The sequence below is a fragment of the Streptomyces sp. NBC_00989 genome, assembly GCF_045162655.1.
In the GTDB taxonomy this organism is placed as follows: domain Bacteria; phylum Actinomycetota; class Actinomycetes; order Streptomycetales; family Streptomycetaceae; genus Streptomyces.
The window spans coordinates 11,926,550-11,950,319 of sequence record NZ_CP108728.1 but is presented as its reverse complement, the minus strand read 5'-3'; the positions used below and the strand labels follow the sequence as shown (position 1 = coordinate 11,950,319).

Genomic DNA, 23,770 nt, shown 5'->3' with positions numbered 1-23,770 from the left:
GCTCCGCAGGAACGACGCGCCGACGCTACGCGTCGGAAGCTGTCTTCGCTCCGCGAAGACAGCTCGGTCCCTCCGGGACCGGAGATCCGCTCCGCGGATCCTGTAGGGTTCGTCGGTGCGGTGTCCCGATCGCTCCGCGATCGTGCCTCCTCCCCGACTGGCCTGCGCCTATACAGTGCATCTCCACTGTTCCTGAGGTGAGTTGAGGGATCCGTCCACTCCGTGGCCGGCTCCTGCTGGCTACGGAGTGGATGCTGCGTCCTTCGGCTGGCGGGCTTGGCCGCATCGGGTAAGTGATCAGCCATGCGTTCTGAGGGAGTTTCAGGGATTGGGTGCTTCCTTAGTCGAAAAATCTTGGGATATCTGAGTTCTGCCCCTCCCCCTCTCCCGGCTTCGCGAAATCTAGTACCGCATTCGGTACCTGTCCCGGTACCCTGGGCCTATGCCTGCACTCAATGTGGTTTTCACCGAAGACGAAATGACACGGCTGCGCCAGCGGGCGGCTCTGACGGGCCGGAGTCTGAAAGATCACGTGCACGACGTGACGGTTCAGGAAGCCGACCGCATCGCCTTCGTGGAGGGAGCGGTCGAGGAAGCCGCCCGGGTGCTGCCCGGCGTCGTGGCGCGGTTTCCCGAGGGACAGCGGTGAGCCCGATCATCCGTGTCGATGTCGGCTGGGTCCTGCAGATCCAGTCGGCGATCTCCCCGCTGAACGTGCCCATCGCGGACTGGGGCGCTCTGGGGTTCATGGCCGACCGGCACACGTTCGAGCGGGAGCGCGGCGTCCTGTACTACGAGGAGGCCGCCTCCCGGGCCGCGACCTTCCTGCACACCGCGCTGCTGCTGCGGCCCTTCACCGACTACAACCTGGTCATCGGCTGGGCCTGCGCCAGCCAGTACATGCACGTCTCCGGCCAGCCTCTTCAGGCCAAGGACGATGATCTGTACGAACTCGCCCAGGCGATCCGTGCCCAGGAAGCCGATCTGCGCACGGTCGCGCAGCGGCTGGAGTCCTGGCGTATCGAGTAACTACCGTCAGCGACTCCGCTTGGGGGTTCCGGGCGACGAGGGTGTGACGGCTTCCCGGGCTTCATCTTCGCTTCCGCCGGTTGCCCGGGGCCCACGACCTGCTGCCGCTGCGGGCCCTGGTCGATGTCTTCCCCGACGACGTGCACGCGGGCCGCGGGCGGCGCCGGACACCACGGACAGCCCCGACCTCTCGCCGTCATGCCGTCTGACGGCAGCGGTACTGGCCCTGGGCGCTGAGTGCTACGCACAGGGCCAGTCCAGGGCGGCGCACAGGTCTTCAAGGACCTGCCGGTCGGCTGCCGGCAGATGGGGCGAGAGGCCTACGCCGATGTCGAGCAGTCCCGGCTGCTCCAGGCTCTGGCGCATGGCAGCGATCCCGGCGAAGGGGTAGTCGGGTGTGAATTGCTCTGCGGCGGCAAGCCGCTGGGCCCATACGGTACCGGGGCGCATCCACGCGGCTCCATAGCGGGAGACGTCGACCGCGAGGAGCACCGGCGCGCCGTCCAGGGAGCGGCCCTGGGCCGCCTTCTGCGTGCCGCGGCCAGCTTCGAACGCAGCGTACTCGGCGGCGCCCAGCGGGCCGTCGAGTACGCCGGCGGTGACTTCCCAGCCCACCGCGCCGTTTCCCGGACAGACCTGGACGGTGATCTCCAGGGGGCCGCCGTTCTTCGGGTCCTCGACCTGGATGACCTCGGCCATGGCCGGGCTGCCCGCGCCGAGGGCATCAACCTGGGCGCGCACCGCTGCCGCGGCCTTGTCGGCGATCTCCGGCTGCAGCCGGCTGGGATAGCCGTCGAAGGCCAGGTCCACGTCGAACCGTCCGCCGCTGACGGCTTCCACGCGCTCGACGAGTTCGTTGATGTTCTGCGGCGCCCGAGCGGTCACCTCCACCCCGGCGCAGATAGCGCCGGAGCCGGTGAGCAGGAGGAGGTCGGGGTTCACGATCTTGGTGTTGCCCAGTTCGTAGCCGATACCGGCATCAGTCAGGGCCAGGGCGAGAGCGAACTCGGCCCGCATCTCCAGGAGTTGTCCCATCGAGGTCAGCTGCCCGAACTCCGCGATCTTCCTGCTCCAGCGCGGGTTGTCGGCGGCCGTGTCGTCGAGTGCGGCCGCCATCATCTCCAGGGCGTCCAGCCCCATGGGGACAGCCGGGTTCGTCTCAGTCTTGGCTTCCAGAACCCGGACGGGGTGGGTGTCGGGGGCGTCGGTGAGCCACCGTTGGAGCACCGGGCGGCCGGCGGAGGGCAGTTGGGAAGTGCCGCTGGTCATCGCGCCGGTCTCCTCAAGTTCGCCCGGCCTGCGGCCGGCGTGGACAAAGACTGGGCGTGCCCCGTCCGGTGGCGTCCCTCTCGTGTGCGCCGACGCGGCACCTGCTGGTCGTGCGCGGCGCGTTGCCGCATCCCGTTTCCTGCGGCAACGCGCCGGAGTTGACGCTTTCCCTGAGGGTCCTGGGCGCCGAGCGCCTCCGCACCAAAAATCCGGTCCGACGTGGTGGGATGCGGCCGGCTTCGACGGCTGGATCAGACCGCGGTAGCGGTCCGTTCAGGCCCCTCAGTGACGGGGGCGTTTGGCATGGAGCGTGAGATCCAGCCGATGACCGTGTCGGTCAGCCGCTGAACCTGGTCGGCGGTGCGCGGCATCCGCGCACGATGCCATGGAGTATGTCCCCACTGCTGTTCCAGGACCCATGCCGGTCCGTTTCGCTGTGCTTCAGCGAGGAAGCACACGCCGTCGTCGAGGAGCGCGTCCAAGACGATGCGCCGTCCGTCGTGGATGTGGGTGGCCATCCAGATGAAGCCGCCGTCGGGTATGAAGCCCTCCTCGCTGTTGTCGATCCATCCGTACTCGCCGAGGGTGGCATCGCCGTTGTCGTGGTCGATGCCCTCGCTCCAGGCGCTGGGGTCACCGGTCAGGGCTTCAGCAATACGCCGGATGCAGGGCAGCATCATCGCCCGTGTCGCCTCAACATCGCGGCGGTTGCGGTCCCCATGCGGCCCCCAGCCACCCATGAAGGGACGGCCGAAGGGGCGGAAGCGGGCTGGCTGGGCAGTGTGGCGATCAAGCCAGGCCGCCAGTTCAGCATAGAAGTCGGCCATAGTCAGCCGGTCATGCACCTGGTGCTGGGTCGCGGCCTCCAGGACATGTTCCAGGGCGGTCGTTGCGTTCCCGCCGCCGAGAGAGGACAGGCTGAACTCCTCCGAGCCCACCCAGTGTGCTCCTTCGGGCGGATACGGGCCGCGACCGGGGTAGGCCAGGACGAAGAGGGTCTTGGCGAGAGAGTAGACATCAGCCCGCTCGCCGCGGTCCTTGCCGCCAGCGCTGCGCATCTCGGGGGCCATGAAGTTCGCGGGCCCGACCCTCTCCCCGACCCGGGTCAGGCCAGCCGGCCGGTGGGCGAAGGCCGCGATCCCGAAGTCGGCCAGGACCGGCGCCTCGTCGTACCAGAACAGGTTGTCGGGCTTGATGTCCCGGTGGAAGATCCCCTGTTCGGCGAGCCCCGCGAGGGTCCGGGCCAGGGCTGCGATGTGCGTGACGACGTCCAGGACGGTCGAGGTGTCGTCGAAGACGTCGGCCAGCAGCCGGGCCCGGGGCATGGCGTACCAGCGGGGTGTGTTGCCGTGGGTGTCGTCGATGTCCCAGATCGGCAGGATGCCCGGGCTCCCGTTCACCTGCCGCATGAAGAGCGCCTCGTCGTAGAAGCGTTGGCGACGAACTTGTGTTGCCTTGTTCACGTAGCGCTCGCCCGGCACAGGCGGGGCGGACATGTGCTTGAGAACGCCCTTGCGCCCGCTGCCCGCCTCGGTGCCTTTGCGCACCCACTTCTTCCCGCCCAGTGGGCCGCCGTCGCGCCAGCGCACCACGTTGTAGTTGCCGTTGTTGTGGGCCGGCTGGGGCTTACGCGGACGCTGCGGAGGGCGGGGTGTGGGTCTTCCTGGCATGCCCGAACGGTAGCGTTCCTGGCACTCGTTCCGGGACCAAACGGTGTGGTCTGCCTGCGAGTTGGGGCTCGGACGGGGCGGGCGGACTCTGCGGGAGCGGGCGTACGGCTGCCGTGCACAGCAGGCTGCGTCATTCGATCATCGAGCCCGATGCCGCCCGGCAGCCGGTGCGGCCCTGCGCGGAGCACTGAGCGGGTGGGGCGTGGTGCTGGGGCGCAGTGGTGCGTGGAGGGCCAACCAGCGGCGCAGGCGCAGGGGCGGGTGCAGGTGTCCGGCGCAGGTGAAGTTCCAGGCGCGGGCGGCCAGGGACGTGGTGTGCTCGGCAGCGATGTCCGCGCTCCACATGTCGGCCACGCCGGTACGGCCGCAAGCCCGTACCGCGGCCGCGTCGCAGGCGAGTTCGGCCCACCAGTGCAGCACGACGGTGATCAGCCAGACGGTCAGGGCGGTCGCGGTGAAGGCCACGAAAGGCAGGAGGCCGGACGCGAGGGAGACGGCCACCACGGCGGCGGTCTCGACGCCCACCCGTGTGCGAGTGTCGCCGCGTCGCAGGTGAGCCAGTTCGTGCTCAAGGACCGGCGCCAGGTGCTGGGTGTGGTCGGGATGGAACCAGTGGGCGCCGAGCCACAGATGCCCACGCCGCCCGTAGCCGGTCGAGCGGGCGTCCGTGAGGGCGTGCCGGTCGCCGGGCAGCGCGAACGAGATCCGCTCGAGTCCGTGCCGGGCGGCGAAGGCACGCGCATGGTGCTCGGTGTCCCGCATGCGTGCGGCCATCGACAGGTAGAGTGCCGACGGATCAGCTGGCGCCCTGTGCGGGCGGACGTGAGAGTCCCAGGTCAGCGCCTGGGCGAAGCCGCCGGCAGAGACGGCGCGGTCGCTGGTGTGGTGTCCGTTCCAGGCCCAGAGCGCGCCGCTGAGGAACGCGGTGTAGAAGGCGATGGAGTGCGGCCCGCCGACTGCCGTGGTGATGGTCTGCGCGGTGATCCCGGCGGCCACGATGAGGGAAACGCCCCAGCGGTCCAGCACCTCCCCGATACGCATGGCGTCAGCGTAGTGCGCGTCTCGTGTCCGCCGGGCCCGCGGGCCCGGCGAGGAGATTGGAGGCGTTGGCGGAGTGGGGGCACGACGTCAGCGGCCTGGAGAACGCGGACGACGTCGCGGTCCGCGCACACTGGGCCAACAGCGAGCGGAACGCTGGACGGGCGGCTGCGCAGACGGTCCCCCGTTCTGCGTGGCCTCGGCCCGAACCCGGGAACGTGCAGGCTGCCCCGGGGCGGGTCGGCGTCGCGCCCAACCCTGCTCCGTAGGGCGGATGTTGAATGTGCCGGGTATCAACCGGGCGGTGCAAAAAAGGGCGTTGAGGTTCCGCGTAGACCATTTCCCAGTTGGGAGGTGGCCGCGCAAGAGGCCGACGGCTACCGCGCGGCTGTCCGGAGGCCGTCGATCAGGGCCCGCAGTTTGGGTGTCAGGTCCGGGTGGTCGCCGCGGGAGGCGGACTGGAGCAGCTCGGCGCAGACGACGAGCAGGGCGGCGCGGCCGGCGGCGCCTTCGAGGAAGGCGGCGAGTTCGCGGCGGATGCGGGCGGCGGTGTCGGGGGCGAGCTGAGCGTAGGCGTAGAAGATGGCGGCGTCGTAGCCGCGGGGCGCGATTCCCCATCCCTCCCAGTCGAGGACCGTGCCGCCGGTGGTGAGGTTGGCGGCATGGAAGTCGCCGTGCGCGCACTCCCACTCGTCGATCCGCGGCGCCGGTAGTCCGGTGAACTGGGGAACGGCGCGGTCGATGTACTCCTGCCGTACGGCGGTGCGGTCGGTGGGGGTGGCGGCGATCGACGCCAGGTTCGCGCGGGTGGTGGCGAACCAGGCGTCGGCAGGGTGAGTTCGTGGCGCAGGACGGGGTCAGGGGAGAGTACGGGCTCGTCGATGTACTCGGTCAGTTCGGCCCGGTAGGCGTGCGCGCCGGCTGTCCAGTCGTGCAGTCCGTAGAACCCTGGTTTGCGGACGGCCGGGAACGCGGCGACGGCCCGCTCGGTGCCCTCCCACAGTTTCCCGCCCTCCTTCGCGGCGGCCACGGACACCAGGCGCAGCCAGCACACGCCGTGTTCGGGGTGCTCGGCGCGATGGCCGAGGGTGCGGCCGTGCCACCCCCACACCCGTGGCCCGTGGACGGTGACGCCGAGGGTGACGGCCGCGCGTGCGTGCGCGGCCGTCATGCGTCGGGTGTCGTCGTCAGACGGGGGTGGCGAGTACATCGAGGGCCGTCCGTAGCGTGTCGGGAGGGGTGGCGGGCGCTCTTCGGACGTACCGAAGTTGGGCGACCATGTTTCGACCGGAACGAGGTCACATCAGCTCGCCGGGCTTGAACTCACCGACCGTCTTCTTCTCCGCCCTCCACACCCAGATCGGCGACCTCGTCCACAGCTCCGGCTGCTGCTCTCCCTTGGGCGCCGGCCGCCAGGCCTGGTCGGGGATGAAAATTGCCCGGACTTCATCCAGGCGCATCGTCGGCCCGCGCCAAGGGATGCGCCACTCCCGCTCGTGCGTCCAGTCAGTGGAGCCGCCGGTGCGCACTGCCCAGTGATCGAGTTTCGCGCCTTTGAACATCGCCAGCGTCGCCTCGTCTTGCATGTAAGCCACCGTGCCGCCGCCCCTACACAGCACCTGCGGACGTGTCATCACGATGCCCCACGGGCAGTAACGGCGTTCTCCCAGCAGGAAACGCAAGTGGTCCCCGGTCGTCTCCGAGAAGCTCACGCAACGCATCCCTGCACCGTAGGGAGGAAACGCTCTGATCAGCCCGCTGCTGACTATCGACCGCAGTCGCTCCTCCGCCGACATCCACCGGATGTCCCGATCCACCCAGTCCGGGTGCGGGCGACCGCCCCGGCCAGTGAAGTGGATGAGGAAGTCGCTCTGCGACGGACTCATTTTCTCCATCGGCCCCCCAGCCCTCTCCTGCGGCGCGGAGACCGGCTCCGGGTACACCGAGCCCCCGGCTGTCCGGTGGACGGTGCCGGGGACTCGTATGCGCAGAAGCCCGGGGATCCCTAGTTCTTTGGCGAGAGCGGGGAATCCAGGCTTTCCTCCAACCCGGAGCCACCTCCAAGTCGGTAAGCACAGAAACCGACACTGAAACGGTCACAACTGTGCTCGTGACAACACTACGCCCGACTCCCCCCGAAGGAAAGCGAGCGTGGCAAGCTACATCCGGCCCATTGCCCACAGGAATAGGCATTTCTTTTGCCTGCTTGCCGTCGTCATTACTAATAGGCGCCGAGAACGACGGACCGTGCAGCCGCAACGAAGTGACCTGCGTCACACGCCAGCAGGGAGCGTCTGCCAGCGCAGGCGAGGGGACAGAGCCGTGACGGCCACCGGGAGCCGGGAGCCGGGAGGGCCGATAAGACAACAAGACAAAGAATGAGAGAGCGAAGGGTCCGGAGGCGCCGAAGAAGATCATTAATTGCGGGTGATCATCGCCGAATTCACGCCGCCCCGGAACACGGAAACGTGCAGTGAAGATCACGTGAACCACGTCACGCCTTCTCCGGAATCCGAATTGGTGCACAGCGGTTTCAAGTTCTGCTGTAATGGAATGAAAACTCAATACCCCTGCAGGGCGAGGGACTTCACGAACCCTTTTGGCGAGAGCGCGTGAACCCGAGCCACCTCCACCCCGGGGCCGTCGGTGTCCGCGTACGCGGGCCCGGCGGTCCCCTCTCTCCCGAGAGGCACCTCCGATATGGCCTTCTTCGGCCTTCCCGAGCGCGTACGCACGGCGTCGCGCACCGTCCTCGACCTCGCGAAGCGCGGCGTCGAGGCCGCCCGCCGCGGTCTGGAACCCGCGGAGATCTGGTTCCAGGACCATCACGTCGCCGTGCTGGTCTGCGTGGCGGGCACGGTCCTGCCGCTGACCGGCCTGATGATGTGGACCCACTGGGACGCCGTCACCGAGACCGCCCGCCAGGTGGGCCCGGTCCTGACCGTCATCAGCATCATCACCGGCGCCGTCCTCCGCATCGTGCGGTGGGTACGCAAGCGCCGCGCCGACCGGCTCGCGCAGGTCATCACCCTTCCCGCCGCCCGCAACACCGAGTCCGGCACCGAGACCTCCCCGGCCACCGAGACCGAAGCCCGCACCGAAGCCGACGGAGGTGCTCATGACGACGCCGCCTGAGGACCCGCAGCAGCATCGGACGGACCGCGACGCGCTGGAGACGGCCCGCCAGATCCAGCTCACCCGCGTCCGCGACGTCCTGGAGAACACCCGCCAGGCCCAGCTCACCCGCGTCCGCGACGTCCTGGACCGCGGCGCCGAGTCGCTGGCTGTGGACCGCGAGAGCGGCGTGCCGGAGGGGCTCCGCCTCCCGCTCGACTACGAGGCGTTCCACGCCGTCGACCGCACCGAGTTCATGAAGTTCGCGTTCGTGCCGCTCAGGGAGGACGTACCAGAGGATGTGCCCCCGGAGCCTCTCTACGCCCCGTCCAGCTTCGAGGCGTTCTACGCCCGCAACGTCGGCCGGTGCACGAAGTACGTGTCCTCGCGGCGCGGGCGCGGCTGGTGGAATCTGCCCGGTCACTCGCCGGAGGACATCACCCAGGACGCGTTCGTGACCGTGCTGCGCAACTGGGACAAGGTCAGCGTCATGGCCTACCCCTACGCCTACCTGCGCAGGGTGGCCGACAACCTGCTGCGCCGCGCCTTCGAGCAGGGATGGGAGTACCCCGTCGAGGAGTTCGGGGACCTCGAGTCCTGGGACCGGACGGCGGAGCACGAGCAGGGCCTGGACGCCGTGATCGTCAACGGCGAGACGTTCCGCGAGCTGGTCGGGCAGCTGCCGGAGCGTCAGGCCCAGGTGCTCGTCCTGTACGCCCTCGAGTTCACGGACTCGGGGATCGGCGAGCTCCTCGGCCTGGCGCCCGCCACGGTCCGCTCCCACCGGCGCCACCTGGTCAACTACGTGACCAGGACGGGCTGGAGGGAGCCGGAGGAGGAGATCGCGGCCGCCTAGCCCCGCACACGGACGAAGGACCGGCCGCCGGACTGCACCCGGCGGCCGGTCCTTCTCCGTCCCCGCTCCGGGACCGGCGCCGGAGACGGCCTCGTTGCCGTGCCTTGTGATCCGGTGCCGTCAGAAGTGGGGCCGGCCGGCGCCGTCACCCGTGCTGTCGTAGGCGTTGATGTAGGCGAGACGGAACGTCGGCCCGCAGCGGCCGGTGTCGCCGTAGAGGCCCTCGTCACCGAGCAGTTGATGCGCGGCCACCGCGAAGACGCCCTCCGCCGAACCCACGACCTTGCCGCTGCTGTCGAGGAACTCGTACCGGATGTCGTACGCCATCGAATGCGCGGCATGGTTTCGCAGCCAGAACGTGAGCTGAGGCGAGCCGCCGGCCTCACAGTCGCTCTTCACCCGGTACAGGTCCTTGACCGGGTGGAGATAACTCCGGCTCGGTGACGGGCCGGGCGTGGCTGACTTGTCGTTCGACGGGGCTGCGGACGAACAGCCGGCCGTGACGAAGGCGAGGGCGGCCGCAGCGGCCGTGACGCGGTATCTCACCAGGTCACCCTGGCAGAACCCGGGCAACCCCATAGTGGTTTCACCAGGCACCGTGTCCCTCAAGTGCCCTTGGCCGAGCGGCAGCTGAGCGGGTGGGGCCTGCATGGCGCACTCCGCAGGTCACAGCACATCTCCATGGTGCAACAACGCATTCCGCAGGTCGTCTGCCTTCACACCGCGCGGCGGGCCGGACAGCTCCGGCCCGCCGCTTTGATTGGCTCCCGGGGATGGACCGCCTTTACGCCACTATGTAGATTTGCGACATTGGAGGTGTGCCATGAAGACGTCCCTCTCCTTGCTGCGCGTGCTCGCGGCCCTACTGGAAAACCCTGACGACCCCGCGTACGGCTACAGTCTGATGAAGACGACCAGCCTGCGTTCGGGGAGTCTTTACCCGATCCTCGCGCGACTCACCGCCGAGGGCTGGGTCACCCGCGAGACGGAGGAGGCCCGGCCCAGCGAAGGCCCGGCCCGCAGGTACTACCGACTCACCGCCCTTGGTGTTGCCGAGGCCCGCCGGGAACTCGCGTCTGCTGCGGCCGGCCTGACGCCCGGCCAGCGCCAGCACCCGGGGGTGGCCGGTGCTTAAGGATCTGGCCGTCGGCCTGCTGTCCGCGCTCCTCGCACTCCCAGTCCCGGCAGTCCTCGGCACCCTCAGCCGACGCCTGCGCCAAGCGATACCCCACGCGCTCGTCCTCATCGCCGCTTTCCTCACCCCGCGCGAACAGCGGGTCGAGATGCGCGATGAGTGGACCGCAGAGCTCGCCCAGATTCTTGCCACCATGCCGACCGCCTGGCAGCAAAGCACGGCCGCCAACGGGTTCGCCTTCGACCTGATCCGCGCAGCCGCCAGAGTCCGCGCCGCCACACACCGTCTGACCCGTGCCGCCCGCCGCGAGGAACCCACCGTCACTATCACGGTCAACAAGGCCTTCCGGGTCTGGGAAACCAAAGAGATCACCGTCCCCGCCTCCCTCACCCGGCGCTGACCCGACACCACCCGGGTCGCTGACCAGAGGTGATCAAACTTCCCTACGTTCTTCTCCGGGACCGGGCGAGCCCTTCGTATGGTTGGCCCACCCAGGTGTGACCTCCAGTGATAGGTCGCCAGGGCCGACGGGAAGCCCGCAGTTCAGCAACCGGTACTCAACGATGGTTGGCCACTGCGGTCTCGGCTCCATTCGAGGCCACCAAGGCATGGGTGGGGCGGTTGGATGCCTGCACTTTTACTCGTACTCGATACATGCTTGCATGTCGTACTCGATACATGCTCCACTTGTGGCATGACGAATATTCGGCTCACCAAGCCGACGATCGCCGTCCTGGAGACACTGCTCTCCGCGACAAGCGACGAGCGGGCATGGGGCCTCAGCATCTGCCGCGACGCCGACCTCGGCCCCGGCACCGTCTATCCACTCCTTGACCGGCTATCTAAACGTGGGTGGGTCACCAGTTACGAAGAGACTGGCCCCCATCCGGGCCGTCCAGCACGCCGCTTCTACGAACTCACCGGCATCGGTCGCACCCGAGCAGAGGAAGCTCTGGAGGCGCGAAAAGCAAGGCAGCTCAAGCTCCACCTGTCAGGAGGCTGGGCATGAGCACTCCGTCCCACATGGAGGACCCGGCTTCAGCCCGACTCGCCACGGGCGCCCTTGTTCGGAGCAGCGTCGAGGGCGACGCGGCCGCCTGGAAGTCACTGGTGGAAGGGCTGAGTCCGCTGGTGTGGTCGGTCGTGCGCGCACACCGACTCTCCGACGCCGACGGGCACGAGGTCTACCAGGCCACCTGGTTCCGATTCGTGCAGCACCTGGAACGACTCAGGGAGCCGGAAAAGGCGGGGTCGTGGCTTGCGAGCACCGCCCGGAACGAATGTCTCAACATTATTAGGAGCCAGAGTCACCCAACACGTCAGGAGTACTCCCAGGCCGCAATGTCGTTCGCCGAGAGGCAGGACGTCGAGCTTCCCTGGCGGAGCCCACAGGCCTATCGACCGCGGAGGTCTCGCTCGGCGTGGGGCCTGACGTCCTGGGCTTCACGGCTAGCCGGGAGGCAGCGGGACACAGACCAGTGGCGTGCGCACCTTGCCGGAGTTCCGGAGGAGGGCATTGTCCTGGCACCGCGCCAGCAGTTGGGCGCAGCATTTGGCTTTCTCGTCGCCGCGGTGCGGTACCGCCTTAGCGATCTCCTTGGCGGCTTGTGGCGACCCGTGGACTGGTTGCTCCGGACCCCGCATCGCAGCAACGCTTTCATCACCGCGGCGGTCGGCGCCCAGGCTGTATACATCGTCGGCGATGATGGGTTGGCAGCACTCGTGACGGAGGTATGGGAGCCCTGCGGCATCGCGGGCGCCTCCTTGTTCGCCCTGACCCGCTGGCTCCGTCGCGTCCGCGGCATCGAGTTGGCCACACCCGATCGTGAGCCCGCCGACGACTAGATGATCGATTCCAAGAAGTCTCTGTGGTTAGTGGTCGTAGGCGGTCAGTGAGCGGAGGGTGGGCTGGCCGGTGTGGTCGTTGTGCCAGATCGCGGCGGTCAGTGCGAGGATGCGCTGCATGACGCGGGCGATCACGCCGCCTGGTGTGCGGCCTCTGTGTTGTTCGAGGTTGAGTTGGCCCTTGAACGTCTCGCTGACCGACTCGATGATCTGCCGCAACGGCTTGAACAGCGGCGCGCCGGGCCGTTCCGGCTCGCCCTTGCGGGCCGGCCGCAGCAGCCGGATGTTCTGCTCGGCCACCTGGTGCTCGAAGTCGCGGCCGAAGTAGTTCTTGTCGCCGATCAGCGTCTGTCCGGGCCGGGCGGCGACGAGGTGCGGTTCGGCGGCGAGCAGGTCCAGCAGGGTTTCGCGCTCGTCGGCCTTGGCCCCGGTCAGAGCGAAGGCGATGGGCAGTCCCTGCAAGGTGCACACCAGGTGCAGGCGCAGGCCCCAGAAGAAGCGGCTGTGGCTGGCGCAGTACCCGTACTCGGCCCATCCAGCCAGGTCGGAGCGTTTGACGGTCTCTCGGGAGCGTCCGCATTCCACCGGCGTGGAATCCACGATCCACACGTCGTCGCTCCATACGGAGGTGGCGGTGGCCAGCAGCCGGGTCACTTGCCGCAGCAGCTCGGCGGCCTTGCGTAGGCGCTTGTTGTAGCCGGGCTGCTTGGGCAGGTAGGGAAAGAGATGCCGCAGGTGGGAGTGGGCGTGGCGAAGCCACTTGGCCTCAGAGGTGAAGCCCAGCATGGCCTGCATCATCGCGAGTGTGACCAGTTCGGCATCGGTGAGCTGCGGAGCGATACCCGTGGCCGGACGCCAGGGCGCCAGATGCGGGGACGCCTTCAACAGGTCGTCGGTCCTGACGTACAGCGCGGTGGCGAGGTGTTCGATGTCGCACTCTTGACCCTGCATACCCTCAGTATTAATACTGGAGATATGCAGACGATGCAGGGTATCCACAACCCGCTCGACCTCGACATCATCGACGCCAGCGGCTACCTCACCGGCCAAGAGACGTGGGTCGCCGACCACGTAGCCGCCATCACCGACAGCATGCGCCGCCACGGCTGGCAGGGCGCCCCGCTCGTCGTCCTCCCCGAGTGGGCCATCTCCTACAGCGGCACCCACCGGCTCCTCGCCGCCGAAGCCGCCGGACTGGAGCAGGTGCCGGCCGTCAGCCTGGAAGACCTCTTCGAGGCGTGCGGCCTGGACCTTGAGGCCATCGTCGCGGCAGACGACCTGATGGTGACCATGCACCGGCCCGAGATCCTGGGCCACCTGCCCGACGACGTCCGCGCCGCGTACACCCTCGACGACATCATCTGATCCCGCGGGAAGCCCTGATGACCACACCCACCACCGGCTACGAGGCCGAGCCCACCGACGTCGCAGCCGAAGTCGACGGCCACCTCGCCGACATCACCGACCCGCTGGAGCGATACCACCGGGCCACCGCCGCCCAGGCCCACCACCAGGCGGTCGCCGCCGCCTTGCAGGCCGAACGCGACAAGGCCCTGGCACTCCTCAACACCCCGGACCCGGACGGGTGCCGCCTCACCTACGAGCAGATCGCCGAACAGGTGACCGTCGGCCTCACCCGCTCCGGCGTCCAGAAGGCCGTGGAACGCGGTCGGGAGCACCTGCGGTGCGCCGGCTGACGAAGGAGGAGAAGACCGCGATCCTCAAAGACGTGGGCACGGGCCTCTCCCTCAACGGGAGCCTGGGCCGTCTCGACGTCTACGGTCATCTGTTCTACGACGAGCGCCGCCTCAACCCTGGATTCGAGGCGGCGCTCATGGCTGCGGCTCACCGGGGCGGGAACCAGGACATCCAGCCCATCCGCACCGCCGCTGCCCGCATCGAGGAGAAGCGTGTGAAGCGGGCCGTCCTCGATGCGCTTCAAGCCGGTGGGACGCTCGCCCTGGCGTACCGGCAGGTGGGAGTCACTGACCGGACGGTCCGCCGACTGCGTATGGACGACGCACAGTTCGACGCCGTTGTGGGCAAGATCCTGGACTCGCGGAAAATCGACACGGAACGTGTGAAGCAGGCCGTCCTTGAAGCGCTCCGCGCCGGCCACCCACGTGCGAAGGCATACCGGCAGGCGGGCACCTGCCGCAGGACGGTCCACCGGCTCCGAGCGGAGGACCCGCAGTTCGACAGAGCCGTCACCGAGTCACTCCACGAGGTACTCGACAGGATACTCCGCGGGGAACATACCGTGCCTCGGATGCCCACGACGACCGGCCCTCGCCTCTTGGAAGGATGCACGGTTGCTGGCTGCCCGGACACCAACATCAAGGCGAAAGGGCTGTGCATCCGGCACTACTACCAGCAGTACCGGACGGGCCAGACCACGCCTGGTCCGCAGACCTACGGCCGGACGACATGCACAATGCCCGGCTGCGGCCGACCGCACCGGGCGAAGGGCTACTGCACCCGCTGCTACGAACGACACGTCAGGCAGCGTCTTCGCGCACGGAACGGCAACTGACCTTGGAATCAATCATCTAGGACAGAGCGGCTCGCCTGCGCCTCGTGGCCAGATAGCTCTGCCAATGGCCAGCTATCGCTGCGAGTCACACCAGGGGCGTCGGGTGTGGCTTTCAAATTCGAACATATGTTTTAATCGCATAGTGCAGCAGCCGACGTTTCCGCGCGATTTGATCCGGACCCAGCTCCAGCGGACCCGCACATACGCGGCCCTGGAGCTCCGACCCTTCGAAACGACTGCGCTGCGCCGTCGGCTGCGGCAGCTCGACAACCGGATCAGCGCTCACCCGTTCTGGCAGACGGCGGCCGGGCGCTCGCCGTCGGCCAGGGTCGAGCTGCGCGAACTGGTCCGGGAGATCCAGGAGACAGAGGAACACCTCTCGGACCAGCAGCGGCGCATCCTGCGGTGCATCAGGGAGTGGGCCGCCGCGCACAACGGCGAGACCCCCTCGGTACGGGAGATCGGCAGGATCGTGGGCCTGTCCAGTACCGGCAGCGTCGCCTACCAGCTCGGGCAGATGGAACAGCTCGGCGTCCTCGACCGCAGCGTCAACCGCGGCCCGGGCAAAGGGATCTCGCTGCCCTGGTGACCACGGGACCTGCGGGCTCCGGGCTGGTCAGGCCTCGTCCGACTCAGCGGTGTCGGCGAGTGCGGTCAGGTCCTCGCCGAGACCGGGGCCCGTCCGTACAGGGCCCGCCGCCGTCCGGGCCGGAGACCCGTCGATGCGCTCCAGCGTGATCCTGGCATCGAGCACGGGCGCCTCGTCAGAGGTGTCCCCCGGCTTGCGGTGCAGCTTCGACCTGAGGCCGCTCAGCCCGCTCTTGGCGTACGGCGCGGCCTTCATCGCGGCGTAGCACGCCACGAAGCCCAGCGCAGCGAGCACCGTACGCTCCATGATCCTGTTGTCGTCCTGGTCGGCCGGGAACAACTCGACGTGTCCGACGAACGTGTTGTCATCGTTGATCAGGAGTCCGCGGCTCCCCTCGGACGCGCGTGACCGCGCGAGACGCGTCCCGGCCGGACGCTCCACATACATCACGTCGCGGACCTTCTCGGACATGTCAGCAGAGGCCATGGGGCAACTGTAGAGATCTCCGCCGGTGCCGTGACGGGGATTCCCGAGACCCGGTGCCGATCGCAGCGCCGCACTCCTGCACGGCATGGCCCCGGGCGTCGGCCGCAGGACGTCGAGCGCGTCGTCTACCACCATCCGGCCCCCTCCGATATCCCAGATCGGCGGGGCCGGAGCCGTGTGCGGTCCCGGACATCCAGACGTGAGATACCGGGCACGACCCGTGGTACTGCACGATGCCGAGCTGGCGAAGTGCGAGCTGGTCAGCGTCGGAGCGGGCGCACGGCAGCCGTGCACAGCAGGGGAATCTCATCGAACTCCCACAGACCCTCACTCCACTCCCACGCTCCGCCGCGGTCGGCTTCCTCGTAGCCGAGCTCGGCGAGCGCCCGGCGGCGGCCGGAGCCGGTCAGCAGGCCCGCGTCGAGAAACACCGTCGGCTCATCCATCCACGGGTCCCCGCCGTCCTCGTGCAGCTCACCGGGCGCCACCGCCATCAGCCAGCGCCCGTCGTCCTGCAGGGCGACGTACGCCGTGGCCCTCTCGTACCGCTCCCTGCTCACAGGCACCGGCCCCGGACACCGACGGCCCCGGCAAGGCCCGGGACGGTCGCCGACATCTTGCAGTGGGAGATCACCGGGATGCGGCCGTACCAGCCGGCGCCGCCAGGACGGACTAGTCGCGCCCGTACTACGGCCGCGGGGCTGCTCAGGAGTCGGCGCAGCCGGAAAGCGTCCGGGCGGGCGGTGCCGGCGTATACGGCGGTCTGCAGGACGTCGCAGAGCAAGGGCGGGTCCGGCTGGAGCAGCCGGCGGTCCAACAGGCGTGACACGGCGGTCTCTCCCCTCGGTGCGGCAGCGGCGGAGCGGTGGTTGCTGTCCGCCAGCCTGCCGTGTGGGCACGCTGCTGATCGCTGTGCGCGGCGAGTCCTCCCGCCTGGCGGTCCGTGCCGCTCTGAGCGTCCCGTGCCACGGGATTCGGCCCCGGGACCGACCGGCGGGTGCCGGTCACGCGCATGACTGATCGAAGTGGGGTCCTCAGGTCTCACCCCGCCCCTCCCCCGTCCCCTGCTCTCCGCCGGCGTCGGGGTACCAGGGGGCGAGGCGCAGGAGGAGGTGGAGGGTGTGGCGGGCGGCGGTGCGGTGGGCGGGGCGCGGAGCGTAGGCGGCGCCGAGGGCGATGACGGCGGTGAGGGTCAGGAGAAGCAGGAGCGCAGCGCCGGCGTACGCGAGGGCGGTGCGGCCGGCCGGGGCGAGGAGGAGCACGGTGGCGGCCGTGGTGGCCGTACGGGCGGGCCGGCGCCGAGCGGAACGCCGGCGGGCGGGACGGGGACGGGCTGGCATGGGCGAACGGCTCCTTCGCGGCGTGCGGCGATACCCTGGGCCCCTGCCGGGACCCGGTCGTCTGCCCAGTTCAGCGGGTACGCGGCGCACGTTTTCCGGGTACCTCGCGGGGTTCTAAAATGCGGCGGTGACCAGAGGAGAACCGAGCCCGGCGGACCAGCAGCTGATCGAGCACCTGACAGCGCTCGGCCTGGACGTGTCGGCGGCGCAGCTGGAGCGGTGGCGCGGGGCGGGGCTGCTGCCCGGGCACGCTCGGGCGTGGCTGGGGCGCGGGCGCGGCTCGGTGTCCGTGCTCGCCGAGGAGACCGTCGCGGTGGCCGCGGCGATCGCCGAGCACGCGCGGCCGGGGCGGGACCTGCGCTGGACGGTGATCGCCTGGTACGCCGAGGCCGGACGGCCGGTGGTGCCCGGGGAGTCGGTGGTGCCGGAGCCGCCGTGGCCGGCCGTGCACGAGGCCCTGCTGTGGGCCGCGGGCCGCTCCCAGGCGCAGCGCCTGGCCGCCGCCGGGAGAGCCGCGGCCGCCGCCGGCGACGCGGAGCAGGACGCCTTCTACACCCACGTCACCCGGCTGTTCGGGCGTGCCCCGGGCCCTCTCCCGCACCCGGACGAGCTGCTGCGGGTGGTCCAGGACCCGGACGCCGAGCTGGAGCGCGGCCCCGACCGCCGGCTGCGGCGCGGCGCGGTCCGTCTGATCGCGGCCGCCGGCATGGGTGCCGACGAGGTCGGCGGCGAGGCCTTCGTCGACGCGCTCGCCGCCCTGATGCCCGGCCTCGACTGGGCGCCCGTCGCCGCGGAGGCGCGGCGGGCCGAGGAGGCGGGAACCCTGGAGGACTGGGTCCGGGCCGGGACGCTCGACCCGCTCGCCCTCCTGCGGGCGGCCGGCGAGCAGGAGGTGGCCGCCGCGCGCCGGACGGCGCAGCTGCTCGCCGGGATCGGCGGCCTCTACGTGATGCACGGGCTGCTGATGCCCGACACCCCCGGCCTCGCCCACCTGCGCGAGCAGCTCGACGCCTCCGGTTTCGGGGTGATCGTCGCCCAGCTCGTCCCCCTCATGATCAACCCGACCGGCGTCCCCCAGGCCCTCGTCATGTGCCTGATGCCCGTCATGGGCGCGCTCGCCGCCCACTTCGAGGCTCTGCTCGCCCAGCAGGCCGACACCGGGCGCGGGCTGCTGTGGCTGCCCGGCGACGAACACGGCTCAGCCGAGGCCTACATGGAGGCCTGGACCGGCCGCGTCCACCAGCTCGCCGAGCGCTCCCGCACCCGCCGCACCGCACAACAGGCCGACAGGGTGGACGAGGTGAACGACGACGTCGCCGTCGAGGCCTGCGACCGTCCACACGGCGCCGGCCGCATGATGGAGCCCGCCCTACAGCCCGACGAGGAAGGAACCCGCAGCCGATGACCAGCAACGGCCTCCGGACCGGGCCGGGAGGTGCTGCATGACCCTCTTCGACGACCTCGCGCGCGCCTCCCGGATGCGCACGCCGGAGACGGAACTGCGCTACCACGGCGGCCCGCTCGACGGACAGGCCCACACCTGACCCCTGGCCGCCGTGCCGCCGCAGATCCCGGTCGCCCCGTGCCGCCGGCCAGGCGGGAGGCCGGTACCTGCTCGCCGACGGCACGGACGACCCGAACCTCTCCTTCTCCTCCTACTGGACACCCGGCGACCGCGCATCCGCGCCGCGACCGGGTTCCGCCGCCCACGACGCCCCAGCGGCCGACCAGCTCATCGAGCTCCCGGACTGGGCCCTCGCCATCCGCGCCCTCTTCCAGGACAGCCGGGGCCGGCATGCCTCCCTCCAGCTCGATGTCCCGCCCCCGCCCCACGAGTAGCCGTGCCCCTAACTCCCCGATGGCACCAGGCGGTTGGGACCCCGCCACGGGCGCGGCCTGGCCGGGGAACTCGCGGGGGTGACGCCGGCATGACCGTCGAGCAGTGACGGGCCGCGGCCCTACGGATGGATCCAACGGCACGACTTCGTACGGGAGTTGCTGGGGCAACTGGTCACCGTCCCAATGCCGGCAACGGCTGTGCGTGGACGGGAGGTTGAGGCTTTGTCGTGCGGCCGTCAAGGCCGCCTTCACCCGTAGGGATTGCCGCGCCTTGACGGTGTCTCATGCCAGGTGCGTTTGTCGTACGGTCTCCCCACCGTCGCATCCTCGGGTGGGACTGTGGCGGTCCGGATCGGGGAGAGGACGGCATCGGGTGATCGCGGGTGATGGGGAGTCGTGGGGTGCGAGGGCGATCTGCCGAACCGCCGACCCCGAGGAACTGTTCGTCGAAGGCGCCGCGCAGAACCGGGCGAAGGCGGTGTGCACCGGCTGTCCGGTGCGTACGGAGTGCCTCGCCTACGCTCTCGACAACCGTATTGAGTTTGGGATTTGGGGCGGTATGTCGGAGAGGGAAAGGCGCGCACTGCTGCGGCGGCGGCCCACAGTGACGTCTTGGCGGTGTCTGCTTGAGGCTGCCCGCACGCAGCACAACCGGCAGGAATCCCCCGAAGGTGACGAGCGCCGTGCCTCGGCCAGCTGAGTACGGCCCGGCTGGCCGCCGCTTCATCACCTCCGCTCCGGCGTCGACGAGGAGAGCCGGCTCACGTTGAACCACGACCTTGCCGCCGAGCTCCACCGCCGTGCCGAAGACGACCAGGCTGTGCGCGCCTCCCGGCCGGAACTCATGACGGACGCGAGATGCGCCGAGCGCATCGGGCAGGTCTGTCTCAACGCCATCACATGACAGCAGACCCGGACACAACACATTCCCGACGACGGGGACCGAGACCACCCACCAGCACTCACACCATCAGCGAGCCAACGCCCCGAGATCGTCCGGGCCGTGGGAATGCCGCGCCGGTTCGGGCGGGGAGGTCACCGGTCATCCCTCATTCCTGACGGGCGGCACCGCGGCGCCGCCCGGGCCCCGGCCGGTCAGCGGGCGTGGCCGGTGTCGGGGCGAGGTCCACCTCGCCGGCTTCGACCAGGGACCGGCGTAGTTGTTCGGTCTGGGTGGGCCGTTCGGCCTCCGGCAGCGCTTCGGCGGCCTGGAGCAGGGCCCGTGCGTGCCGGCGGACGTCGGCATCGTACTCGGGGTCGGGGGCGGGGTGGGTCAGCAGGTGCGCGGTCAGGAGCAGGGCATCAGGGCTGCGCGGGTGGTCGGCGGCGATTTTGGCGACCTTGTCGGCGCAGGTCTGGGCGGGGGTGTGCTCGGCGCTGCGCCGGGCCAGGGGCAGCCATACCTCGTCCGTGAGGGCGGAGCTGACGAAGTAGCCGGCATCGGCGAGCGCACCGGACGGCAGGTCGGCCTCCAGCGCCGCCGTCCACCACGTGCGTGCGACGTCTTCGGGGGCGCGGGCGGCCGGGGCTCCCGCGGCCTCGCCGGACCGCGGGCGCCCGCGCGCGGAAAGGGCGAGCGGCATGAGGAGATGGGAGGCTCCGGCGCCGTCCGGCCCGGCCACCTCGCGCCAGGCGTCGACCGGGTCGCCGAGCAGGTCGTGCTGGCCGTCCAGCAGGAGCGCGAACGCGACGCGTGTGGCCGCGCGGTACCGGTTCTCGCGCACCGCGGCCAGGAGCTGGTCGCGGTGCAGGGCGGCGAGCAGCAGCGGATCAGTTCTTCCCCGGGCCAGCCATACGGAGGCCGGGGAGGGCCGGTGGGGGTCGAGGGCGTACAGCTCGGGGTGGGCGGCGGTGAAGGCGGTGGCACGGCGGTGCAGGACCGGCAGGTGCGCGCCGATCACAGCAGCGACCGCCTCGTCGCCCGGGCGGGCGGCCAGGACGTCGGAGAGAAGGCGAAGGATGTCGGCGGGCATCTCACCGTCCGCAGGGGCCCGGCTTGCGGCGTAGTCGAGCAGGCAGTCCAGCGCGCGCACTGCCGGGTGTGAGCCCAGCAGTCCCTCGGGCAGCTCTTCTTCTCCGCCCGCACCCGCACCCGCACCCGCACCCGCACCGTCGCTGTCGCCGACGCTGGGGGCGGGCGTGTCCGAGGTGCTTGCGGGCGGTGGCGGGGCGGGGCGGGTGAGGGGCTCGGCGAGGCCGCGCAGGTTGTCCAGGACGGCCGGCAGGTAACCGTCGAGGTCGGCGCCGGTGTGCCACACGACGCTCAGCAGACCGGACCACGCCCGGCCGGCGAACTCCGCCGCGTCGGGGACATGGGGGCTGGCGGGGGCGGGCAGGGCGCGGCTCAGTGCGAGAGCGGCGAGGACGGCCTCGGCCGGGCCGGCGGGGAAGGCGTCAGGGGCGCGCGCGACGGTCGCGACGGCGGCGAGGTAGAACGCGCCGAGCTCCGGCCGGGCCAGGACGGCGAGGACCTGGGGGACGTCGGCGGTCCAGGCGGCCCGGTCGGCTCCCACGAGGCGCTGCAGCACGAGGGCGTAGCCGTCGGCGCCCGCGTCTTCGGCGGCGGCGAGGGCGGCGGCGGCCTCGAGCGGGCCGGCCGCGGCGGCCAGATCCAGCAGGTCCTGGAGGGCGACGACGGTGTCATGGCGCGAGCGCGGGCGCGCGGCGGAACGCGGGTCGGGCGGTCCGGCCGGCTTCAGCCGGTGCAGCGCGGCGAGCAGCGGGGCGAAGTCGGTGAGCAGCGGTACGGGCAGGACCGGTGACCAGTGCCATACCCGCAGCCAGGAGGCGGGCAGCTCGGTCCGGCCGCTGGCCTGGGTGGCAGCGGGGGCGGCGGGCAGGGCCTGGTCGATCTCGTCGGGGGAAGGGGCCGGACCGAGTGCCGCGCGTGCCCGCTGGTTCAGGTCGGCGGCCCGCTCGGGCGGGCAGGTGTCCAGCACCAGGGCGGCCAGCCGGGAGCCTTCCGGGTTCGGGCGGCCGGCCAGCAGCCGCACGGTGACCTCGACCGCCCGGTCCCACCACTCCCCCGCGCCCGCGGAGTCGGTGCCCGCGGCCGGTGGGTGTGCGGCCAGGTGTGCGGCGAGCATCCGGTCGTGCAAGCGCGGGGCCGCGGCGTCGATCCGCGGCCATCCCCGCATCCGCTCGACAAAGGGGACACCGGCCGCGGCGTCCGCTACGGCGAGGTCGAGGACCGCCCGGGCCAGGAGCGGGCCCAGGAACGGGCCGAGGACACTGGCCAGGAAGGGGACCTCGTCGTCCCGGAGGCGGACCTCGTCCAGGTCGACGCCGTCGACAAAGCCCTCCTGCCAGGTGCTCTTGGAGGTCGCCGAGACGTTGCGGCACAGCAGCGCTGCCAGCGCGTTCCGGGCCCGGCGGTCCCAGCGGACCGTCACGCCGTCCGGGCTGTGGACGGTCGCCACCAGCTCCCGCAGCAGGGCCACCACGTCGCCCTCGGGCAGGAGGGCAGCCCATTCCTCGGTGGCATGCGGGCGCTCCAGCATCGCTTCCAGGGCCGGGAAGCCTGCGTCCACCACGTCTTTGAGCAGCTCCTCGACGACGGCCAGCCAGTCCCCGTCCCGCTGCGGCATCGGGAGAGTGCACGCCCAGCGGGCAGTCAGCCCGCGCGGCCAGCCCGCCGGCTCGATCGGCATCCCGGCCCGGGCCGGTCCGATGACGACGGGGAGCAGCAGGCGGACACCGGCGGGAGCGAGGGCTCCGACCGGAGCCAGGAGCAGTACGTACAGGGCGTCCGGGCCGGCGGCGGCGAGTTGTTCGGCGTGGGCGGCCAGCCACGGGCGGGCGGTGTCCGGGGCTGCGGCGGCCAGGTGCTCGAAGAACCGGACAGCCGGCCACCGGCCGGTCGCCTTGTCGGGCAGGAGCAGGTGCGGTGCGTGCTCGTCAAGGACGTGAAGCCAGGCCGGGGCAGGGCCGGAGCGGAAGAAGTACCCGGTGGCGCGCGGGTCCGCCCAGCCGGCCAGCTCTCGCGCCTCCTGCTCACCCGGGCCCGTGAGCGCGGTCAGCTCAAGAACCCGCGCGGCACGGGCGGGGAGCGGCACCAGCAAGTTGCGGGCCGCGCTGAGGAGTTCGGTGTACAGCGAGGCGGCCTTGCCGGGGGCGGCGGCGCGGCCGTGCAGGATGCCCGAGGCCACCCCGTAGAGGGTTCTCCACACGTCCAGCGCCGTCTCTTGCGCCGCGCCGAGTGTGACGCCCATCAGCCGCTCGACGATTCTCGCGGCCCGTACCTGGTGGCCCGGCTGGTTGAGTTCATCGCGCAGCACGTCGGCCGCCGCCGTCACCCGTTCCCACGCCGCGCGCTCCGTCGGAGACGGGCTGGCCGGGGAGTCGGTGACGCCGGGAGCGGCGGCCCGGGCGGCCTCGGCGGCGGCCGGTGACGGGACGGCGTCCACTGCGGCCAACAGGTCCTTCGCCGGGAGCATCAGGCTCACCGTGCCCGGCGAGCCGGACAGGCCCAGCAGCGCGTCCGCCGCGGACCGCACACACGCCGCGGCCACCTCCTCCGGCTGGAGGAACCCCGCCACGGTGAGCACCCGGTGCGCGTCCCGCAGCAGCCCCAACGCCCGTACGCCCGCCTCCCCCTGAGCGGTCAGGGCGTCGGCCAGGGTCTCGTCGACCACGGGCAGTCCGGCCGGCGGCATCTCGTCGCTCACCGGTGCACCGTAGAGCGTGGTGGGCGGTGGCCGGGCAGGAATCGGACAAGTCCGACCACCGGGCCCAAGCCGGCGCGGCAGGGCGGGAGCGCGGGCGATACGGCGCTGACGGGCCCGGGAGCGCGACGGGTCGAAGACGGAGGTGCTGTGGCTTCTCGCCGCCCGTCCGTTCGCGGCACGGTTTGCCCTGGTCCACTGGCGCCCTGCGCGGCTCGCAGCGGCTTCCCGTAGGTGCTGTCGAGCAGGGGGCCACAGGGGTCCCTGAGGTAGAACGACGACTTCACAGCAGCGGAGTCTGTAGCCCAGGTTGTAGACCGGGAGGCTATTTCCCGTACGATCGAGACGCGGAACAACGCGGAA

At 70.6% G+C, this 23,770-nt stretch carries 26 protein-coding genes and 1 pseudogene; 15 read left to right on the top strand and 12 right to left on the bottom strand.

Going from position 1 to position 23,770, the window contains the following annotated elements:
• Positions 1-442: 442 nt before the first annotated feature.
• Complete coding sequence (locus OG714_RS54190; RefSeq protein ID WP_406117602.1) at positions 443-649, top strand: hypothetical protein; 207 nt, start codon at positions 443-445, stop codon at positions 647-649.
• Positions 646-1,029, top strand: a complete 384-nt coding sequence (locus OG714_RS54185; protein WP_406117603.1) for a hypothetical protein — start codon at positions 646-648, stop codon at positions 1,027-1,029. The genes OG714_RS54190 and OG714_RS54185 overlap by 4 nt, the downstream gene beginning before the upstream one ends.
• A 240-nt stretch (positions 1,030-1,269) precedes the next feature.
• Here the strand turns inward: OG714_RS54185 and OG714_RS54180 are convergent, their stop codons facing one another.
• The 5 genes from OG714_RS54180 to OG714_RS54160 form a co-directional block, all read right to left on the bottom strand.
• A complete protein-coding gene (locus OG714_RS54180; protein ID WP_406117604.1) occupies positions 1,270-2,298 on the bottom strand; it encodes a hypothetical protein in 1,029 nt (342 codons plus the stop codon).
• A 251-nt stretch (positions 2,299-2,549) separates the two neighbouring features.
• Positions 2,550-3,968, bottom strand: a complete 1,419-nt coding sequence (locus OG714_RS54175) for a protein kinase domain-containing protein (protein WP_406117605.1) — start codon at positions 3,966-3,968, stop codon at positions 2,550-2,552.
• 138 nt (positions 3,969-4,106) lie between these two features.
• Positions 4,107-5,009 carry a hypothetical protein gene (locus OG714_RS54170; protein ID WP_406117606.1) on the bottom strand — a complete coding sequence of 301 codons (903 nt, stop codon included), beginning with the start codon at positions 5,007-5,009 and terminating at the stop codon, positions 4,107-4,109.
• Between the two features lie 374 nt (positions 5,010-5,383).
• The gene (locus OG714_RS54165; protein ID WP_406132242.1) at positions 5,384-5,704 is read right to left on the bottom strand and encodes a phosphotransferase; all 321 of its coding nucleotides are present in this window, start codon (positions 5,702-5,704) and stop codon (positions 5,384-5,386) included.
• A gap of 600 nt (positions 5,705-6,304) precedes the next feature.
• Positions 6,305-6,718, bottom strand: a complete 414-nt coding sequence (locus OG714_RS54160) for a hypothetical protein (RefSeq protein WP_406117608.1) — start codon at positions 6,716-6,718, stop codon at positions 6,305-6,307.
• Positions 6,719-7,706: 988 nt separating this feature from the next.
• Between OG714_RS54160 and OG714_RS54155 the strand changes: the two genes are divergently transcribed.
• Together OG714_RS54155 and OG714_RS54150 are read left to right on the top strand one after the other, a co-directional pair.
• Positions 7,707-8,141 (top strand): hypothetical protein, encoded by a 435-nt coding sequence (locus OG714_RS54155; RefSeq protein WP_406117610.1) that lies wholly within the window; start codon positions 7,707-7,709, stop codon positions 8,139-8,141.
• Entirely contained in the window at positions 8,125-8,976 is an 852-nt protein-coding gene (locus tag OG714_RS54150) for an RNA polymerase sigma factor (RefSeq protein WP_406117612.1), read from the top strand. The genes OG714_RS54155 and OG714_RS54150 overlap by 17 nt, the downstream gene beginning before the upstream one ends.
• 120 nt (positions 8,977-9,096) lie before the next feature.
• Here the strand turns inward: OG714_RS54150 and OG714_RS54145 are convergent, their stop codons facing one another.
• A complete protein-coding gene (locus tag OG714_RS54145; protein WP_406117613.1) occupies positions 9,097-9,522 on the bottom strand; it encodes a hypothetical protein in 426 nt (141 codons plus the stop codon).
• A gap of 277 nt (positions 9,523-9,799) precedes the next feature.
• Here OG714_RS54145 and OG714_RS54140 point away from each other — a divergent pair, with 277 nt between their 5' ends.
• The 4 genes and pseudogenes from OG714_RS54140 to OG714_RS54125 all read left to right on the top strand — a co-directional run.
• Positions 9,800-10,111, top strand: a complete 312-nt coding sequence (locus tag OG714_RS54140) for a PadR family transcriptional regulator (RefSeq protein ID WP_406117615.1) — start codon at positions 9,800-9,802, stop codon at positions 10,109-10,111.
• On the top strand, positions 10,104-10,511 hold the full coding sequence (locus OG714_RS54135) for a hypothetical protein (protein ID WP_406117617.1): 408 nt from the start codon (positions 10,104-10,106) through the stop codon (positions 10,509-10,511). The genes OG714_RS54140 and OG714_RS54135 overlap by 8 nt, the downstream gene beginning before the upstream one ends.
• 294 nt (positions 10,512-10,805) lie before the next feature.
• Entirely contained in the window at positions 10,806-11,120 is a 315-nt protein-coding gene (locus OG714_RS54130; RefSeq protein ID WP_406117618.1) for a PadR family transcriptional regulator, read from the top strand.
• 14 nt (positions 11,121-11,134) lie between these two features.
• Positions 11,135-11,413 (top strand): annotated as a pseudogene (locus OG714_RS54125) (RNA polymerase sigma factor); the annotation flags it as partial.
• A gap of 570 nt (positions 11,414-11,983) precedes the next feature.
• On the opposite strand, the gene OG714_RS54120 reads toward OG714_RS54125, so the two are convergent.
• Positions 11,984-12,907: an IS982 family transposase gene (locus tag OG714_RS54120; protein ID WP_406117619.1), complete on the bottom strand. Its 924-nt coding sequence runs from the start codon at positions 12,905-12,907 to the stop codon at positions 11,984-11,986.
• Positions 12,908-12,931: 24 nt separating this feature from the next.
• Between OG714_RS54120 and OG714_RS54115 the strand changes: the two genes are divergently transcribed.
• From OG714_RS54115 to OG714_RS54100, 4 genes are all read left to right on the top strand, one after another.
• Complete coding sequence (locus OG714_RS54115; protein WP_406117620.1) at positions 12,932-13,321, top strand: hypothetical protein; 390 nt, start codon at positions 12,932-12,934, stop codon at positions 13,319-13,321.
• A 17-nt stretch (positions 13,322-13,338) separates the two neighbouring features.
• On the top strand, positions 13,339-13,653 hold the full coding sequence (locus OG714_RS54110; RefSeq protein ID WP_406117622.1) for a hypothetical protein: 315 nt from the start codon (positions 13,339-13,341) through the stop codon (positions 13,651-13,653).
• Positions 13,641-14,489 carry a hypothetical protein gene (locus tag OG714_RS54105; protein ID WP_406117623.1) on the top strand — a complete coding sequence of 283 codons (849 nt, stop codon included), beginning with the start codon at positions 13,641-13,643 and terminating at the stop codon, positions 14,487-14,489. The genes OG714_RS54110 and OG714_RS54105 overlap by 13 nt, the downstream gene beginning before the upstream one ends.
• A gap of 142 nt (positions 14,490-14,631) precedes the next feature.
• On the top strand, positions 14,632-15,078 hold the full coding sequence (locus OG714_RS54100) for a LexA family protein (RefSeq protein WP_406117625.1): 447 nt from the start codon (positions 14,632-14,634) through the stop codon (positions 15,076-15,078).
• Between the two features lie 27 nt (positions 15,079-15,105).
• Here OG714_RS54100 and OG714_RS54095 read toward each other — a convergent pair whose 3' ends face one another.
• The 4 genes from OG714_RS54095 to OG714_RS54080 all read right to left on the bottom strand — a co-directional run bounded on the left by OG714_RS54095 (position 15,106) and on the right by OG714_RS54080 (position 16,904).
• Positions 15,106-15,564 carry a hypothetical protein gene (locus OG714_RS54095; RefSeq protein ID WP_406117627.1) on the bottom strand — a complete coding sequence of 153 codons (459 nt, stop codon included), beginning with the start codon at positions 15,562-15,564 and terminating at the stop codon, positions 15,106-15,108.
• A 260-nt stretch (positions 15,565-15,824) separates the two neighbouring features.
• Complete coding sequence (locus tag OG714_RS54090) at positions 15,825-16,130, bottom strand: DUF6303 family protein (RefSeq protein WP_406117628.1); 306 nt, start codon at positions 16,128-16,130, stop codon at positions 15,825-15,827.
• The gene (locus OG714_RS54085) at positions 16,121-16,393 is read right to left on the bottom strand and encodes a hypothetical protein (protein ID WP_406117630.1); all 273 of its coding nucleotides are present in this window, start codon (positions 16,391-16,393) and stop codon (positions 16,121-16,123) included. Before OG714_RS54085 ends, OG714_RS54090 begins: the two co-directional genes overlap by 10 nt.
• A 205-nt stretch (positions 16,394-16,598) precedes the next feature.
• Positions 16,599-16,904: a hypothetical protein gene (locus OG714_RS54080; RefSeq protein WP_406117632.1), complete on the bottom strand. Its 306-nt coding sequence runs from the start codon at positions 16,902-16,904 to the stop codon at positions 16,599-16,601.
• Positions 16,905-17,031: 127 nt separating this feature from the next.
• Between OG714_RS54080 and OG714_RS54075 the strand changes: the two genes are divergently transcribed.
• The 3 genes from OG714_RS54075 to OG714_RS54065 all read left to right on the top strand — a co-directional run bounded on the left by OG714_RS54075 (position 17,032) and on the right by OG714_RS54065 (position 19,647).
• Complete coding sequence (locus OG714_RS54075; RefSeq protein ID WP_406117633.1) at positions 17,032-18,309, top strand: hypothetical protein; 1,278 nt, start codon at positions 17,032-17,034, stop codon at positions 18,307-18,309.
• 810 nt (positions 18,310-19,119) lie between these two features.
• Entirely contained in the window at positions 19,120-19,443 is a 324-nt protein-coding gene (locus OG714_RS54070) for a WhiB family transcriptional regulator (RefSeq protein WP_406131665.1), read from the top strand.
• A 66-nt stretch (positions 19,444-19,509) separates the two neighbouring features.
• Positions 19,510-19,647, top strand: a complete 138-nt coding sequence (locus OG714_RS54065; protein ID WP_406117634.1) for a hypothetical protein — start codon at positions 19,510-19,512, stop codon at positions 19,645-19,647.
• 145 nt (positions 19,648-19,792) lie between these two features.
• Here the strand turns inward: OG714_RS54065 and OG714_RS54060 are convergent, their stop codons facing one another.
• Positions 19,793-23,410, bottom strand: a complete 3,618-nt coding sequence (locus OG714_RS54060) for a hypothetical protein (RefSeq protein ID WP_406117635.1) — start codon at positions 23,408-23,410, stop codon at positions 19,793-19,795.
• Positions 23,411-23,770: the final 360 nt, after the last annotated feature.